Consider the following 15859-nt stretch of genomic DNA (forward strand, 5'->3'; position numbering starts at 1 on the left):
CGGCAGGACAGCGGCTGCCGACCCCACCGTCCCGGGAGGACCTCCTGCCTGCTCAGCCCGTGCGCACCGACCCCGGTGCCCCGGAAGGCGCCGATCCGCGGCGGTGGCACGCCCTCTGGGTGACGCTCGTCGTCGGCTTCATGACGCTGCTGGACGTCAGCATCGTCTCGGTCGCCCTGCCGTCCCTGCGGTCGGACCTCGGTGCCACGCCCGCGACGGTGCAGTGGGTGGTCTCCGGTTACGCGCTGGCCTTCGGCCTGGCGCTGGTGCCGGCCGGCCGGCTCGGTGACGCCTACGGCCGCCGCCGGATGTTCCTCATCGGCCTGGTCGCCTTCGTGCTGTGCAGCGCGGCTGCGGGGGCGGCGCCGTCCATCGAGCTGCTCGTCGCGGCCCGGCTCGCCCAGGGCCTCGCGGCCGGCTGCCTGGCCCCGCAGAACTCCGCACTGATCCAGCAGCTCTTCCGGGGCGCCGAGCGGGGCCGGGCGTTCGGGTTCTTCGGCGCGACGGTCGGGATCTCCACCGCCGTCGGGCCGGTGCTGGGCGGGGTGATCCTGGCGCTCGCGTCCGGCCCGGGCGGCTGGCGGTGGATCTTCTACGTCAACGTGCCGATCGGCGTGCTGGCCTTCGTGCTGGCCGTCCGGCTGATCCCGGGGCGCCCGCCGGGGGAGGAGCACGGCCGGATCGACGTCCCGGGGATGCTGCTGCTCGGTGGCGGGGCGTTCGCGCTGCTGCTGCCGCTGGTGCAGGCGGAGTCGGGCGGCCTGGCGCGGCTGTGGTGGTGCTTCCCGGTCGGGATCGCGCTGCTCGTCGCGTTCGTCGGCTGGGAACAGCGCATCGTCCGGGCCGGCAAGGACCCGGTCTTCGACCCGCGGCTGGTCACCGCCACCCGCGGCTACGGGCCCGGAGTGGCGCTGGGCACGGTGTACTTCCTCGGGTTCAGCGGCATCTGGCTGACCTTCGCGCTGTACTTCCAGACCGGGCTGGGCTGGTCGCCGCTGCAGTCCGGGTTGGCCGTCACGCCGTTCGCGGTCGGCTCGGCGACCGCGGCGGTGGTCGCCGGTCGGCTGGTCGAGCGGTACGGCCGGGCGCTGACCGTGGCCGGCCTCAGCGGTGTCGTGCTCGGCCTGGCCGCCACGGCGATCGTGATCGCCACCGTGCCGACTCAGGTCACCGGCTGGGCGATCGTCCCCACCCTGCTGCTGGCCGGCGTCGGCGGCGGCTTCGTCATCTCGCCGAACATCACGCTCGCGCTGCGGAACGTGCCGGTGGCGATGGCCGGCTCGGCCGGTGGCGCCCTGCAGACCTTCCAGCGGTTCGGCGGGGCGATCGGCACCGCGGCGCTGCCGGCGTTGTTCTACCTCGTGCTCGGTGCCACCGACCAGCAGTACCCGCTGGCCGCCGCGGCGGCGCTGTCCGTGGCCGTGGTCGCGTCGCTCGCGGCCCTGGTCATCGGGGCGTTCGACTGGCGGCACGACCGCCGGATCGACCGCGCCGAGGCCGAGGACCAGGGCGAGGACCAGGGCGAGGACCAGGGCGAGGACCAGGGCGAGGACCAGGGCGAGGACCAGGGCGAGGACCAGGGCGAGAGCCAGGGTCGGGATCGCGACGACGACCGCCCCGAGCCCGACCCCGATCACCGGCACAGCCACGACCACGCGGCTCGGACGGGCTGAGCAGCTTTTCGGTGTGCCACGTCACATCGGGCGGCGCCCGATCTGCGGCCGTGGTCGCGCACGGTGCTCGCCGCGCCGGCACCGGGTCCGTCGCCGGGGGGCGGCATGGACGGCGATGCGCGGCGCCCCCTGGGATGAGCCCGACGCCGCCCCCCTGCCTTGGAGTCCCGTTGCCCGGAGTCGTCGTGCCCTCCTCGTCCCGGCGGGTGCGTCGGCACCCGGCCGGCCGCCGTCCGGCCACCCGTCGTCCGGTCGTGGTCGGCCGCGCCACCGTGCTCGCCGTGGTCGGCGTCTGCGGGGTGTTCGTCCCGGCAGCACGGGCGGACGGCGCCGAGCCCGCCGCGCCGGTCCCTGCACCGCCGGTCGTCGAGCAGCCGGCGCCCTACGTCGGCCAGACGGTCTGCGACCCGGCGGCCAAGCCCGGCACCGCGGATCTCGCCGCACTGGTCCTCGCCGCCTACGCCGCCGGGGCCAACGGGGGCATCAGCCGCGACTGCGCGGTCGGCGGCACGAGCGAGCACAAGGAGGGGCGTGCCTGGGACTGGATGCTGCGGGCCGACGTCCCCGAGGAGCGCGCTGCCGCCGACCGCTTCCTCGGCTGGCTGACCGCCGACGGCCCGAGCGGGGAGTCGGCCTACCAGGCCCGGCGGCTCGGGGTCATGTACGTCGTCTGGGACCGCCGGATCTGGTCGGCCGACAACGCGGCCGCCGGCTGGCTGCCCTACACCGGGACCGATCCGCACACCGGGCACGTGCACTTGTCGCAGTCCTGGAGCGGTGCGCTGGGCCAGACGTCGTGGTGGACGGGGGTGGCCTCCCGGGTCGACCACCGCAGCTGCGCGGAGGTCGTCGAGGGCCTCGCCGATCCGGGGGCGCTCGCCACCGTCTGCGCGCCGATCCCGGTCCCCGAGCCGGTGGCACCGGCACCGGCGCCGGCGGTGACCGGCAACCACACGGTGGTGCCCGGGGACACGCTCGGGCAGATCGCGCTGGACCAGGGGACGACGGTCGCCGAGCTGATGGCCATCAACGGGCTGACCAGCACCGTGATCGGTGTCGGTCAGGTGCTGGCCGTGCCCGGTCCGCCGGCCGCCGCGCCGGCGCCGCAACCGGCGCCTGAGCCGGCACCCGTGGTGGCGCCGACGACCCACACCGTCGTCCCGGGGGACACGCTCGGGCAGATCGCGCTGGACCAGGGGACGACGGTGACCGAGCTGATGGCCGCCAACGGGCTGACCAGCACCGTGATCCTGGTCGGCCAGGTGCTCGTCGTGCCCTCGCCGTCCTGAGGAGGGCAGCGCCGTCGCCTGCCTCGCTCAGGCAGGCGACGGCGCCCGCGGCTCAGGGGGCGATGACCGCCTTGGTCCAGCCGCTCTCGCGGTGGTCGAAGGTCTCGTAGGCCTGCAGGACGGACGGCATGTCCTGGACCTGGGTGAGCACCGTGGACGGGTCGATGGCGCCGGTGCGCACCAGGTCCAGCAGGTGCGGGATGTAGCGCCGGTGGTTGCAGTTGCCCATCTTGACGCTCAGGTTCTTGTTCATCGCAGCGCCGATGGGGAAGGAGGTCATCTGCGGCGGGTAGACGCCGACGATGCCGATGCTGCCGGCCTTGGCCACCGCCTCCACGGCCCACTGCAGCGACTGGCTCGGCGCGTCGCCGGTCACCTCGCTGCCGGGTGCGGCGGCTCAGCCGAGAGTGCCGTCGCCGGTCAGCGCGGTCACCAGGCCGGCGCCGAGCCCGACCGCCAGCACCCCGAGCGCACCGGCCAGCGCGGCCCCGTGCGCCCAGCCGGCGGTGGGTGCGGGTTCGCCGGGGCGGAACGCCTCGACCAGCCAGCGCAGGTAGTAGAAGAGGCTGACCAGGGTGTTCAGCGCAGCGACCACGACCAGCCAGGCGAGCCCGCCGTCCCAGGCGGCGGTGAAAACGGTCAGCTTGCCGAGGAAGACCGCCGTCGGCGGGGTGCCGACCAGGCTGAGCAGGCTGATCCCCAGCGCGGCCGCCAGCCAGGGCCGCTGCCGGGCGAGGCCGCGGAAGTCGGTGAGCGACCGGGCGCCGGGCACCGCGGCGAGCACGGCGAAGGCGGTCAGGTTGGTGACCGCGTAGCCGGCCAGGTAGACCAGCAGCGCCGGGGTGGCGGCGGAGGTGCTGGTCACCACGGCGACCGGCATGAGCAGGTAGCCGACCTGGCTGACCGTCGACCAGCCCAGCAGCCGGCGGGCGTCGGTCTGGGCCAGCGCCGCCAGGTTGGCCAGCGTCATGGTGGCGGCGGCGAGCAGGCCCACCAGCAGCGGCCAGGACAGGGCGCCCGGCAGCACGTCGACCAGCCGCGCGGCGGCGACCAGCGCACCGACCTTCGGCACGGTGGTGAGGAACGCCGCCGCGGCGGTGCCGGCACCCTGGGTGGCGTCGGGCACCCACTGGTGCAGCGGCACCCCGCCGGCCTCGAACAGCAGCCCGGCCAGCACGGCCAGCGCCCCGACGGCCACCGCGGCGGCCGGCGCCGCCGCGAGCCCGGTGGCCAGGTCGACGTAGGCGGTGCCGCCGGCGATGCCGGACAGCACCGTGGCCCCGAGCAGCAGCAAGATGCCGGACAGCGCCCCGAGCAGGTAGGTCTTCAGCGCCGCCTCGGCCGCGCCCGGACTGCGGACCATCCCGACCAGGGCGTACACCGGGATGCTGGCCAGCAGGAAGGCGACGGCGAGCACCAGAAGGTCGTCGGTGGCGGCCAGCACGATCGCGCCCAGCCCGCCGAGCAGCAGCAGCGCGTAGGTCTCGCTCTCCCGCGCCGTCCCGGCCAGCTCGTCGACCCCCAGGCCGATCACCAGCAGCACCGCCGCGACGACCACCAGCCGGGTGACCCCGGTCGCGGTGTCCAGCACGAACGCCCCGAACACCGTCTCCGCCGGGGGGCCAAAATCGCGACTTCGGCCCCCCGGGAAGGCGAGGGCGGCGGAGACGGCGGCGGCGAGGAGGGCGGTGACCGCGATCAGCCGGGCCACCCACTGCCGCTGTCGGGGCAGGAAGGAGCCGGCCAGCAGGGTGGCCACCGCGCCCGCGAGGAGGCAGAGCTCGGGGAGCAGCGCCAGCGGCGACTGCTCCATCATCATCGCCGGCTCCATCACCTGCCCACCAGGTCGACCAGGACGGCGGACGCGGGGGTGATCAGGTCCAGCAACAGCCAGGGCAGGACGCCGATCGCCAGGGACAGCAGCAGCAGCCCGGTCACCGGCACCGCCTCGACCGCCCGCACGTCGGAGAAGCTGATCGACCGCCCACCGGGCAGCCCGGTGACCAGCAGCTGCAGCGCCCGCAGGAACAGCGCCGCGGTGATCAGGATCCCGGGCAGCGCGATCGCCGCCCAGGCGGTGGTGCCGATGCTCCCGGCGAAGACCTGGAACTCGGCGATGAAGCCGCTGAACGCCGGGATCCCCAGTGAACCGAACGCCGCCACCGCGAACAGCCCCGACCACAGCGGAGCGGTGCGGGCCAGGCCGCCGTAGTCGCGCATCGCGTAGCTGCCCGTGCGGTCGTGCAGCACCCCGGCCAGCAGGAACAGTGCGCCGGTGAGCAGGCCGTGGCTGACCATCTGGGTGACGGCGCCGGTCACTGCGAGCTCGCGGGCCGCCGTCCCGCCGCCGAGCAGACCGGCCGCGCCGACTGCCATGACCACGTACCCCATGTGGTTGATCGAGGTGTAGGCGATCATCCGCTTGACGTCGGTCTGGGCCAGGGCGACCAGCGCGCCGTAGAGCACCGAGGCGATCCCGACGGCGAGCACCACCCAGGCGGCCCCGCGCCAGGCGTCGGGCAGCGCGGGCATGGCGATCCGGACGAAGCCGTAGGTGCCCATCTTCAGCAGCACCGCGGCCAGCACCGCCGAGCCGATGGCCGAGGCGTCGGTGTGCGCCGGGGGCAGCCAGGTGTGGAAGGGGATCGTCGGCGTCTTGACGGCCAGACCGACGAGCAGCGCGGCCAGCACGAACCCGCCGGCGACCGGGTGGTCCTGCAGCGGCGCCGCGGCGATCAGCTCCGGGATGTCGAAGGTGTGCGGGTCGGCGGCGAGGTAGAGGCCGATGAAGCCCAGCAGCAGCGCGAGGCTGCCCAGGAAGGTGTAGAGGAAGAACTGCAGCGCCGAGCGCCCGGCCTCACGCCCGTGCCCCCAGCCGGCGATCGCGGCGTACATCCCGACGATCGACAGGTCGAAGAAGAGGAAGAACACGATCAGGTCCTGGGCGGCGAAGAGCCCCAGGCAGGTGGTCTGCAGCGCGAGGAAGAGGGCGGCGTGCTGGCGCGGGCGCCGGTCCTCGCGCAGCCCGTAGACCGCGCAGGCGCAGAAGACCACCGCGGTCAGCGCCAGCAGCGGCACCGACAGCCCGTCGACCCCGACGTGCCAGCTGCTGTTGACCGACGGGATCCACCGGGCGCGCTCCTCGAACGCGAGGCCGCCGTCCGCGGGCGTCTCGTACCTCGCGATCAGCACGCCGACCAGCGCGAGGTCGGCGGTGGTGACCGCGATCCAGGTCCAGCGGGCGACCCGGTCGGGCACCCGGAGCACGGCCAGCAGGGCCGCGGCGACCAGGGGCAGGAAGATGATCGAACTGAGCACGGAGCTACCTCACTGCCAGCAGGAGGGCCAGCGCGGCGGCGAGCACCACGGCGGCCGAGACGTAGTACTGGTGCAGCTGGCCGGTCTGGGTGCGCCGGGCCCAGCCCCCCAGCCAGCGGGTGCCGGCGGCCAGCGACCGCACGGCGGCGTCCGGCCCGGCCAGGTCGGCCCGGCCGGTGGCGTCGGCCAGCCGCACGCCTGCGGTGGCCGAGCCGGCGACGGCCCGGTCGAGCACTCCGTCGTCGAAGCGGGCCGCGGCGCGTGCCGTCCGCAGCGCGCCCCGGCCGGCGCCGGTCACCGCGCGGGCGAGCACCCGGTCGTCGAACCGGGCCAGCGCCTCGGCCGTGTGCAGCACCGGCCGGACGACGACCACGTCGGTCGCCCGGGCCAGCCCCAGCCAGCCCTCGAGCCAGCCGGGCAGCGGCTGCAGCGGCCGGACCCGCACGAGGAGCAGCACCACCACCGCGACGACCGCGGAGACGGCCAGCTCCACCAGCCCCGGGGTCGGGCCGCTGCCGTCGAGGGCCTGGCGCAGCGTGTCGCCGACCGGAGGGAGGGCCAGCAGCCCGAGGACGGCGGCGCCCGCGGCCAGCACGACCAGCGGCGCCTGCTGCAGCGCCCGCACCTGACGGGTGCCCTCCTCCTCGGTGTCGTAGCCCGCCTCGGCGTCCGCGGGCAGCCGCTGCCAGACCAGCCACAGCACCTTGCCGGCGTAGCCCGCCGACAGCGCGGCGGCGGCCAGCCCGACCAGGTAGAGGGCCAGGGACTCCTCGTGGGCCCCGGCGAGGACGGCGTCCTTGGTCGCCCACAGCGACAGCGGCGCCACCCCGGCCAGGGCCAGTGCCCCCACCGCGGCGCAGACGCCGACCAGCGGCCAGCGCCGGGCGGCGCCGCGCAGCGCCGGCAGCTGCTTGGTGCCCAGCGCGGTCAGCCAGGCCCCGGCGGCCAGGAAGAGCAGCGCCTTGGTGGCCGCGTGCGCGACCAGGTGCGCGGTGCCGCCGGCGACGGCCGCGACCCCGGCGCCCAGCACCACGAATCCGAGCTGCGCCGCGGTCGAGGCGGCCAGCAGCTGCTTGAGGTCGCGCTGGGCGAGCGCCACTGCGCCGAGCAGCAACGCGGTCAGCGCGCCCACCCAGGCCGCGGTCGGCCCGGCCCAGCTGGTCGCGCCCAGCAGCGGGGAGACCCGCAGCAGCAGGTAGCCGCCCATCGCGACCATCGCCGCGGAGTGCAGCAGCGCGCTGACCGGGCTGGGGCCCTGCATCGCCGCGGAGAGCCAGGCGGTGAACGGCAGCTGGGCGGCCTTGCCGAGGGCGGCGACGAGCAGCCCGGCGGCGGCGACGTCCCGCCAGGGCGCCGGCAGCCCGGGCAGGTCGGCCAGCGCCAGCCCCGATCCACCGGCCAGGGCCGCCCCGGCGGCCAGGTACAGCCCGAGGTCGGCGGTGCGGGTGGTGAGGAAGGCGGTCAGCCCGGCGCCGACCCGGTGCGGCTCCTGCCAGCGGAAGCCGATCAGCGCGTACGACGTCGCGCCCATCACCTCCCAGGCGAACAGCAGCGCCGGCAGCGTGGTGGCGCAGACGGTGACCACCACGGCCGCGGCGAACAGCAGCAGCAGGCCGGTGTAGCGGGCCCGGGCACCGGAGACGTCGGCGGCGGAGAAGACCAGCACGAGCAGGGTGACGGCGGCGACCGCGGGCAGCACCACGGCCGCCAGGGCGTCGACCGCCAGCCCGAACACCGCGCCGGGCAGGAAGGGCGCCGAGGTGGCCGGCCGGCCCAGCGCCACGGCGACCGACAGCGCCAGGACGACGCCCGCCGTGACGATCCCGACGGCCGGCGCCACCCGGTCCGCGCGCCGCCCGGAGACGCACAGCCCCGCACCGACGACCGCCGGCACCGTGGCGCAGGCCCACAGCAGCCCGGTCACCGGGACAGGTCCGTGGCCATGTCGGTCATGTCCGACTGCCGGGAGCGGTGCAGCAGGGTGGCCACGGCGAAGCCCATCGCCATCTCCACCGTCATCGCGGTGATCACCACGAGCAGCAGCACCTGGCCGTCGGGGGTGGGGGAGAGGAACCACCAGAAGGCCGCGGCGGCGAGGATGACGCCGTTGAGCATCAGCTCCAGGCCCATCATCACCATGACCACGACCTGCTGGGAGATGGCCCCGTAGAGCCCCACGCTGAACAGCGCGGCCGCCACCAGCAACATCGTCTGCAGCGTCATCGCGGGGCCTTCCCCGCGCGCAGGTCGTCGCCGAGCCGGTCGTAGCGACCCCGCGGCAGCGCGAGGACGAGGGCGGCGACGATCGTGGCGAAGAGGACCGGCGAGACGGTCATCATCACCAGCATCTTCGACTCCATGATCGCCTCGCCCAGCGAGGTGACCAGGTCGGCGGCGGGTGCGCCCCGGCGGGTGGGCCACGGCACGAGCAGCGCGCCGGCGGCCAGGACGACGAACGTGCCGATCGCGACCGCCAGCGCCGGGCGCTTGCCGTGCACCATGTCCATCGGCATCAGCGCCGGGTTCATCCCCATGAACATGATCATGTAGATGCCCATCACGGCCATCTCCATGGTCATCATCAGCACGGTGATGACGCCGAGGAACTCCAGGTCGACCAGCAGCAGCACCAGGCCGACGGCGATGAAGGACGCGGCCAGCGCGTAGGTCGCCCGGGCCATCGAGTCGGCCCGGAAGACGGCGACGCCGGCGGCGACCGCCACCACGGCGAGCACCCAGAACACGATCCCGGTGAGCACGGTCTCCCCCTCCTCAGGCCTGGACCACGACGACGACGGACACGACGAGCACCTGCAGCAGCACCAGCGGCAGCGCGACCAGCCAGGCAGGGGCGGCCAGCTGCTCCGGGCGGATCACCGGGAGCCGGCGGCGCAGCGCGACGAGGACGGCGAGCAGTGCGGCGGTCTTGACCAGCAGCCACAGCCACGCCGGTAGCAGCGGCCCGTGCCCCCCGCCGAGGAAGGCGGTCGCCCCGAAGGCGGCCCCGGCGGTGAGCAGGGCGTACCGCCCGGCGGAGAGCAGCCAGCGGTCCACGCCGGCCGCCTCGACGAGCACCCCGCCGGCCGTGGTCGCCCCGGCGGGCGCGCCGAGGGGCCCCCAGACGGAGAACCCGGCGACCGCCGCGCAGAAGACGGCGAACGCCACCGGCATCCAGACGACGAACCACAGCCCGGACTGCGCGGCCACCACGTCGCCCAGCCGGAGGCTGCCGGCGGCGACCGCCGGTGCGGTCAGCGCGAACATCAGCGGCAGCTCGTAGGACAGCGCCTGGGCCAGGAAGCGGTACCCGCCGACCAGGGCGTGGGCGCTGTTGGGGCCCCAGCCGGCCAGCCAGACCGCCGCCCACACCAGCACGTCCATCGCGTTGAACCAGACGACGCCGACCGTCAGGTCGGCGACGGTCCACCGGCCGAACGGGACGACGGCGACCATCAGCAGCGCCGCGGTGAGCAGCCCGGCGATGCCGATCCGCTGCAACGGGAGGTCCGCGGCCACGGTGGTCCGGCGGCGCTGACCGAACAGCCGCGCGGTCTCGGCCACCGGGGTGAGCAGGCCACTCCCCAGCGGCTGCCCGGCGGACCGCGCGGCCAGCGCGCCCTCCAGGCTCGCCGCGGCGGCCGCGACGGCGAGGAGCAGGGCGGCCGCGAGCGGCACCCAGCCGGCCGACACCTCGGTCACGGTCACGAGCCCGCCTCCACCGGCACGGTCACCCGGTCGGCGGTGTCCAGGTCCAGCGAGGCGACCACCAGCCGGGCGCTGGCCAGGTCCAGCCCGGTGACCAGGTCGGCCACCGCGGAGAGCTCGGTCGACCGGCGCTGCTCGGTGCCCGCCAGCCAGTGCCGCAGCCGGTCGTGCGCATCGCCCTCCGGCAGCCGGCCCAGGCCACGCAGCGACCAGCGGAGCAGCCGGGAGCGGGTGATCCGGCGGGCCAGCCGGTCGGCCTCGGGCGGCTGCCCGCCGGCCAGCAGCTCGTCGCGGACCCGCGCAGCCCGGACCGCGGCGTCGTCCCAGCCGGCCAGGGCGAGCAGGGTGGCCACCGCGTCCCAGCGGCCGGCCGCGGTGCCGTGCACCGGCGGGTCGGTGGGGGAGCCGTCGGCCGGCAGCAGCACCTCGGCCCGGGCGGCGACGACCAGGTCGCCCTGGAGCGTGGTGTGCAGCAGCAGGCCGGCCGGCCAGTGCGGGAGCACCGGGCCGAGGGGGACGTGCAGCACGTCGAGGTCGAGGCTGTCGGGGTCGGCGAGCTGGTCGTCGCCACCGCCGCCGGCCAGGCCGATCCCGCCCGGCATCGGCATGTCCATGTCCATGTCGCCGTGGTCCATGTCGCCGTGGTCCATGTCGCCGTGGTCCATGTCGCCGTGGTCCATGTCGCCGTGGTCCATGTCCCCGGAGTCGTCGTCCATGTCCATGTCCATGTCCATGTCCATGTCGCCGTCGCCGTCGCCGTCGTCGCCGGTGGCGGTGGCGGTGGTCCCGGGGTCGGGCTCGGCCGGCCGGCCGTCGGCGTCTCGCCGCTGGGCCGCGCCGTCGGCGAGCTCGGCCGTGGCCCGGTCCAGGGCGGCCGGCACGGCCTCGGCGGTGGTCACCTCCGCCCGGGCACGGGGGCCGGGCAGCTGACCCCAGACGTGCTCGACGGCGGCGGTCAGCCGGGCCCCGGGGCGGCCGCAGACGACCAGCAGGTCGGCGTCGGCGGGGGAGTCGGCCAGCCGCCAGCCCCGGGTCCGGACGTGCTGCTCGAGCGCGCAGCGGGTGCGGCCCCAACCGGGCACCTCGACCGCGAGCACCGCGGTGCGCCGCGCCGCCAGTGACCTCAGGTCCACCGCAGCGCACCCTCGCGCCAGGCCCACAGCACGCCGGTCATCAGCACACCGAGCAGCACGAACATCTCGACGATCGCCGATGTCCCGATCGAGGCGACGACGGTCGCCCACGGGTACATGTAGAGCATCTCCACGTCGAAGGCGAGGAACAGCAGCGTCATCGGGTAGTACCGCGCCTCGAACCGGGACAACGCGTGCTCCTCGGGCCGCCAGCCGGAGAGGAAGGGGAGGCTCGCGACCGCCCCCGGTGCCACCGCCGTCCGGCGGTGCAGCAGGTACGCCAGCAGCACACCGCCCACGGCGATGCCCAGCATCGCGGCGAGGCTCAGGTAGGCCGACACCCGTTCCCTCCCCGTCCGCGTCGCCTGAGGCCGTGTCTGACCGGAGCCGCGCATACCCGTGTGGTCGTGCGGGTAACCGTGCTGACCGTGGCAGATCATCCACATCCGGTCGACCCGGTACGCGTGGCCGCGGCGAGGGCCCGGGTGCCCACGCGCGAGGACGCGGCGAGCCTCTCGACGATGCTGAGCCTGCTGGCCGACGGGACGCGGGCCCGGGTGCTCTACGCCCTCGACGTCGTCGACGAGCTCTGCGTGGGCGACCTGGCGATGGCGCTGGAGGCGACCGAGGACGCCGTCGGCTACGCCCTGCGGCTGCTCCGCACCGCCGGCTTCGTCACCAGCCGCAAGGAGGGCCGGGTCGTGTACTACCGGCTCGCCGAGGGCTTCCCCCAGCCGTTGCGCGAGGACTGCCTCCGGGGCCTGATCGAGCTGTCCCGGCGCCCCACCCACGCCGACGGCTGACCCGGCTGCGAGCCGGGGCCCGCCGGGTCAGCCGGCCGCGGAGCCGGCCAGCGCCGCCCGGACCTCGTCGTCGGTGGTCGGGCGGAAGTCCCGGTAGCCCTGGCCGACGGCGGAGAACGACTCGGGCGCCCAGAGGCAGACGACCTCGTCGACCTCGTCGGCCAGCTGGGCGCACACCCGCGGCGAGGCCACCGGGACGGCGACGGTGAGCCGGCTCGGTCCCTGCCGGCGGACCGCCGTGAGGGCTGCCCGCATGGTGGACCCGGTGGCCAGGCCGTCGTCCACCACGAGCACCGGGCGGCCGGCCAGCGGCGTGACCGGGCGGCCCTGCCGGTAGGCGGCCTCGCGGCGGCGCAGCTCGACGACCTCCCGTTCCCGGGCCCGGGCGAAGGTCTCCTCGTCGACGTCCACGTGGGCCAGGACGCGCTGGTCGTGCACCGTCTCGACGTCGGAGTCGACCGCGGCGATGGCGCCCATGGCGAGCTCCGGTTGCCAGGGCACCCCGATCTTGCGGACCACGACGACGTCGAGGGCCCCGCCGAGGGCACGCGCGACCTCCCCGGCGACCACCACCCCGCCCCGCGGCAGTCCGAGCACCACGAGGGCGGGATCGGCGTGCCCGGGGAGGCGGGCAGCCAGGGCCCGGCCTGCCTCGACACGGTCGGCGAACGGCTCGGTGGTCGCGGACATCGCTCCTCCTCGGTGGTGGTCCCGTCGATCGACCCGCTGTCCCTTACCCGTTCTGCGCGGCGGTGCATCGCCCGGGTGCCGGTCGGGTAGGCACGACCACGCCGGTGGCCGCCGAGTCGAGGCGCCCGGCCGGCCCGGCCCGGAGTCGGTCCGCCGTCCGGGCCCGGACGGGAGGGCCGCGGTGCGGCCCACGACGTCACGGAGACGTGGATGACCGGATCGGCACGTGACCCACAGGTGCGGGAGCTGGCCCGGCCGTTGCGGGACCCGGGCGACCTCGACCCGCTGCTCGAGCGGATCGGGTCGGCGCGCATCGTGCTGCTCGGTGAGGCCTCGCACGGCACGCACGAGTACTACGCCTGGCGCGCGGCGCTGACCCGCCGGCTGGTGACCGAGGCCGGCTTCTCCTTCGTCGCCGTGGAGGGGGACTGGCCGGACTGCCACCGGGTGAACTGCTCGGTGACGCTCGCCTCCGGGCCCGAGGACCCCCGCGAGGTGCTGCAGGGGTACGCCCGCTGGCCGACGTGGATGTGGGCCAACGAGGAGGTCGCCGACCTGACCCGCTGGTTGCGCGAGCACAACGCCGGCCGGCCGCGCGCCGAACGGGTCGGGTTCCACGGGCTGGACGTCTACAGCCTCTGGGAGTCGCTGCAGGCGGTGCTGGACCACCTGCGGGAGCACGACCCCGAGCACGTGGCGACGGCGCTGGCCGCCTTCCGGTGCTTCGAGCCCTACGCCGAGGACCCGCAGGCCTACGCGCGGGCCACCCGGCTGGTCCCGACCAGCTGCGAGGACGAGGTGGTGGCCCTGCTCGGCGACCTCCGTGCCCGCACGGCCACCGACGGGCGCTGGGAGCGGGACGCCGCCTTCGACGCCGAGCAGAACGCGCGGGCCGCGGCCGGCGCCGAGGCCTACTACCGGGCGATGGTCCGCGGCGGGCCGGCGTCCTGGAACGTGCGCGACGTGCACATGGCCGACACCCTCGACCGGCTGCTGGAGCACCACGGTCCCGGCTCCCGCGCGGTGGTGTGGGAGCACAACACCCACGTCGGGGACGCCCGGTACACCGACATGGCAGATGCCGGCATGGTCAACGTCGGGCAGCTCGCGCGGGAGCGCCACGGCGCGGACGACGTCGTCATCGTCGGCTTCGGCAGCCACCACGGCAGCGTGATCGCCGCGGACGAGTGGGGTGCAGCGATGGAGCGGATGCCGCTGCCGCCCGCCCGGCCGGGGAGCGTGGAGGCGTTGCTGCACGACTCCCTGGCGGAGCACAGCGCGCTGTTCGTCGTGCCGCCCGAGCTGCCCGGCTGGCTGGCCGCCGAGCGCGCCCACCGGGCGGTCGGGGTGGTGTACCACCCTGGTGCCGAGCGCTGGGGCAACTACGTGCCGACGGTGCTGGGCCGCCGCTACGACGCCTTCTGCTGGTTCGACGAGTCCCGGGCGCTGACCCCGCTGCACGACGTCCGTGCCTCGGGTGGCGAGCAGGAGACGTGGCCCGATGCCGTCTGACCGCCGCACCGTGCAGCTGGACGCCGCGGGGGTGCTGCTGACCGGGGACCTGGTCGTCCCGGCCGCAGCCCAGGGGATGGTGCTGTTCGCGCACGGCAGCGGCAGCAGCCGGCACAGCCCGCGCAACCGGCAGGTCGCCCAGGCGCTGGAGGCGGCCGGCTTCGGCACCCTGCTGCTGGACCTGCTCACCGAGGACGAGGAGCGGGTCGACGAACGCACCCGGGAGCACCGCTTCGACATCCCGCTGCTCGCCGCGCGGCTGACCGCCGCCGCCGACCGGCTCAGCGAGGGGGAGGAGACCGCACAGCTGCCGGTGGCGACCTTCGGCGCCAGCACCGGGGCCGCGGCCGCGCTGATCACCGCGGCCGACCGGCCGGACCGGGTCCGGGCGGTGGTCTCCCGCGGCGGGCGGCCCGACCTCGCCGGCGCCGCGCTCTCCCGGGTCCGGGCGCCGACGCTGCTGCTGGTCGGCGGGGCCGACGAGCAGGTGCTCGGGCTGAACCGGGACGCCGCCGCGCAGCTGCCGGGTGAGCACGAGGTCAGCGTGGTCCCGGGCGCGACGCACCTGTTCCCGGAGCCCGGGGCCCTCGACCAGGTGGTCGAGCGGTCGATCGCCTGGCTGCGGCGCTGGCTGCCCGGCGGGGTTGGCGCGCCGGGCGCCGGGTAGCGGGGCCGTGATCACGGTGCCCGGACCGCCGGGTGAGGCACGTGCAGCACGAGAGGGGAGCTCATGAGCGAGGTCGTCGTCGTCACCGGTGCCAGCGCCGGGATCGGCCGGGCCACTGCGGTGGCCTTCGCCCGCCGGGGTGACCGGGTCGCGTTGCTCGCCCGGGGCGAGAAGGGGCTGGCGGCCGCCGCCGAGGAGGTGCGCGCCGCCGGGGGGACCCCTCTGGTGATCCGGGTCGACGTCGCCGATGCCGCTGCCGTCGATGCCGCCGCCGATCGGGTCGAGGCCGAGCTCGGGCCGATCGACGTCTGGTGCAACTGCGCGTTCTCCACGGTCTTCGCCCGGTTCGCCGACATCACCCCCGAGGAGTACGAACGGGCCACCGCCGTCACCTACCTGGGCTTCGTCAACGGCACCCGGTCGGCCCTGCAGCGGATGCGGCCGCGCGACCGCGGGGTGATCGTGCAGACCGGGTGGGCACTGGCCCACCGCGGCATCCCGCTGCAGAGCGTCTACTGCGGCGCCAAGCACGCGATCAAGGGGTTCACCGAGTCCCTGCTCACCGAGCTGGAGGACGAGGGGAGCGGCGTGCTCCTCACCGTGGTCAACGCCCCCGGCGTGAACACCCCGCAGTTCGACTGGGTGCTCAACCGGCTGCCCAAGCGACCGCAGCCGGTCGCGCCCCTCTACGCACCGGAGGTGGTGGCCGGGGCGATGGTGCACGCGGCCGAGCACCCGCAACGCCGGGCCTGGTACGTGGGGGTCCCCACCGTGCACACCATCCTCGGGGCGAAGGTCTGGCCGCAGTTCATGGACCGGTACCTCGCCCGCAACGGGGTGCAGGGCCAGCAGACCAGCCGGGACACCCGGCCCGACGACCCGGTCAACCTGTGGGAGCCCGCCGATGGACCCGACGGCCAGGACTTCGGCCCGCGGAGCCGGTTCGGCGAGCAGGCCTGGACCCGGGACCCGCAGATCTGGGCCAGCCGGCACCACGGGGCGGTCGCCGGGCTCAGCGCCGCCGTCCTGGCCGGGGCCGTGACCCTGCGGCGCCGGCGGTGAGCCGGAC

16 protein-coding genes are annotated in these 15859 nt (G+C 75.6%); 6 read left to right on the forward strand and 10 right to left on the reverse strand.

What is annotated here, in order from left to right:
• Nucleotides 1-59: 59 nt before the first annotated feature.
• Nucleotides 60-1673, forward strand: a complete 1614-nt coding sequence (locus O2W20_RS07865; protein ID WP_269173194.1) for an MFS transporter — start codon at nucleotides 60-62, stop codon at nucleotides 1671-1673.
• A 185-nt stretch (nucleotides 1674-1858) separates the two neighbouring features.
• Nucleotides 1859-2962 carry a LysM peptidoglycan-binding domain-containing protein gene (locus O2W20_RS07870; RefSeq protein WP_269173193.1) on the forward strand — a complete coding sequence of 368 codons (1104 nt, stop codon included), beginning with the start codon at nucleotides 1859-1861 and terminating at the stop codon, nucleotides 2960-2962.
• 52 nt (nucleotides 2963-3014) lie between these two features.
• On the opposite strand, the gene O2W20_RS07875 is transcribed toward O2W20_RS07870, so the two are convergent.
• The 9 genes from O2W20_RS07875 to O2W20_RS07915 are packed head-to-tail and all read right to left on the reverse strand — an operon-like array spanning nucleotide 3015 to nucleotide 11459.
• Nucleotides 3015-3338: a hypothetical protein gene (locus O2W20_RS07875; RefSeq protein ID WP_269173192.1), complete on the reverse strand. Its 324-nt coding sequence runs from the start codon at nucleotides 3336-3338 to the stop codon at nucleotides 3015-3017.
• Nucleotides 3339-3359: 21 nt separating this feature from the next.
• A complete protein-coding gene (locus O2W20_RS07880; protein WP_269173191.1) occupies nucleotides 3360-4793 on the reverse strand; it encodes an NADH-quinone oxidoreductase subunit N in 1434 nt (477 codons plus the stop codon).
• Entirely contained in the window at nucleotides 4793-6280 is a 1488-nt protein-coding gene (locus O2W20_RS07885; protein WP_269173190.1) for a complex I subunit 4 family protein, read from the reverse strand. Before O2W20_RS07885 ends, O2W20_RS07880 begins: the two co-directional genes overlap by 1 nt.
• A gap of 4 nt (nucleotides 6281-6284) precedes the next feature.
• Entirely contained in the window at nucleotides 6285-8204 is a 1920-nt protein-coding gene (locus tag O2W20_RS07890; RefSeq protein WP_269173189.1) for a proton-conducting transporter transmembrane domain-containing protein, read from the reverse strand.
• A complete protein-coding gene (gene nuoK, locus O2W20_RS07895; protein WP_036334437.1) occupies nucleotides 8201-8503 on the reverse strand; it encodes an NADH-quinone oxidoreductase subunit NuoK in 303 nt (100 codons plus the stop codon). Before nuoK ends, O2W20_RS07890 begins: the two co-directional genes overlap by 4 nt.
• Nucleotides 8500-9039, reverse strand: a complete 540-nt coding sequence (locus O2W20_RS07900) for an NADH-quinone oxidoreductase subunit J (protein WP_269173188.1) — start codon at nucleotides 9037-9039, stop codon at nucleotides 8500-8502. Before O2W20_RS07900 ends, nuoK begins: the two co-directional genes overlap by 4 nt.
• A gap of 13 nt (nucleotides 9040-9052) precedes the next feature.
• Nucleotides 9053-9985 carry an NADH-quinone oxidoreductase subunit H gene (locus tag O2W20_RS07905; protein WP_269173187.1) on the reverse strand — a complete coding sequence of 311 codons (933 nt, stop codon included), beginning with the start codon at nucleotides 9983-9985 and terminating at the stop codon, nucleotides 9053-9055.
• Nucleotides 9982-11118, reverse strand: coding sequence for a hypothetical protein (locus O2W20_RS07910; protein ID WP_269173186.1), 1137 nt, complete (start codon nucleotides 11116-11118; stop codon nucleotides 9982-9984). Before O2W20_RS07910 ends, O2W20_RS07905 begins: the two co-directional genes overlap by 4 nt.
• A complete protein-coding gene (locus O2W20_RS07915) occupies nucleotides 11109-11459 on the reverse strand; it encodes an NADH-quinone oxidoreductase subunit A (RefSeq protein ID WP_269173185.1) in 351 nt (116 codons plus the stop codon). Before O2W20_RS07915 ends, O2W20_RS07910 begins: the two co-directional genes overlap by 10 nt.
• Before the next feature lie 144 nt (nucleotides 11460-11603).
• Between O2W20_RS07915 and O2W20_RS07920 the strand changes: the two genes are divergently transcribed.
• Nucleotides 11604-11921 (forward strand): ArsR/SmtB family transcription factor, encoded by a 318-nt coding sequence (locus O2W20_RS07920; protein ID WP_269173184.1) that lies wholly within the window; start codon nucleotides 11604-11606, stop codon nucleotides 11919-11921.
• A gap of 27 nt (nucleotides 11922-11948) precedes the next feature.
• Here O2W20_RS07920 and O2W20_RS07925 read toward each other — a convergent pair whose 3' ends face one another.
• Nucleotides 11949-12611: a phosphoribosyltransferase gene (locus tag O2W20_RS07925; RefSeq protein WP_269173183.1), complete on the reverse strand. Its 663-nt coding sequence runs from the start codon at nucleotides 12609-12611 to the stop codon at nucleotides 11949-11951.
• Between the two features lie 210 nt (nucleotides 12612-12821).
• Between O2W20_RS07925 and O2W20_RS07930 the strand changes: the two genes are divergently transcribed.
• The 3 genes from O2W20_RS07930 (at nucleotide 12822) to O2W20_RS07940 (ending at nucleotide 15852) form a co-directional block, all read left to right on the forward strand.
• Complete coding sequence (locus O2W20_RS07930; RefSeq protein ID WP_269173182.1) at nucleotides 12822-14123, forward strand: erythromycin esterase family protein; 1302 nt, start codon at nucleotides 12822-12824, stop codon at nucleotides 14121-14123.
• Nucleotides 14113-14790 (forward strand): dienelactone hydrolase family protein, encoded by a 678-nt coding sequence (locus O2W20_RS07935; RefSeq protein WP_269173181.1) that lies wholly within the window; start codon nucleotides 14113-14115, stop codon nucleotides 14788-14790. The genes O2W20_RS07930 and O2W20_RS07935 overlap by 11 nt, the downstream gene beginning before the upstream one ends.
• A gap of 63 nt (nucleotides 14791-14853) precedes the next feature.
• Complete coding sequence (locus tag O2W20_RS07940; RefSeq protein ID WP_269173180.1) at nucleotides 14854-15852, forward strand: SDR family oxidoreductase; 999 nt, start codon at nucleotides 14854-14856, stop codon at nucleotides 15850-15852.
• Nucleotides 15853-15859 lie beyond the last annotated feature (7 nt).

Origin of the sequence: Modestobacter sp. VKM Ac-2982 (assembly GCF_026967935.1) — a bacterium.
Classification (GTDB): domain Bacteria; phylum Actinomycetota; class Actinomycetes; order Mycobacteriales; family Geodermatophilaceae; genus Modestobacter.

Coding starts and splice junctions, on each gene's coding strand:
- O2W20_RS07880 (WP_269173191.1), bottom strand. CDS start 4,793: ATGGAGCCGGCGATGATGATGGAGCAGTCGCCGCTGGCGCTGCTCCCC.
- nuoK (WP_036334437.1), bottom strand. CDS start 8,503: ATGACGCTGCAGACGATGTTGCTGGTGGCGGCCGCGCTGTTCAGCGTG.
- O2W20_RS07925 (WP_269173183.1), bottom strand. CDS start 12,611: ATGTCCGCGACCACCGAGCCGTTCGCCGACCGTGTCGAGGCAGGCCGG.
- O2W20_RS07930 (WP_269173182.1), top strand. CDS start 12,822: ATGACCGGATCGGCACGTGACCCACAGGTGCGGGAGCTGGCCCGGCCG.
- O2W20_RS07935 (WP_269173181.1), top strand. CDS start 14,113: ATGCCGTCTGACCGCCGCACCGTGCAGCTGGACGCCGCGGGGGTGCTG.
- O2W20_RS07940 (WP_269173180.1), top strand. CDS start 14,854: ATGAGCGAGGTCGTCGTCGTCACCGGTGCCAGCGCCGGGATCGGCCGG.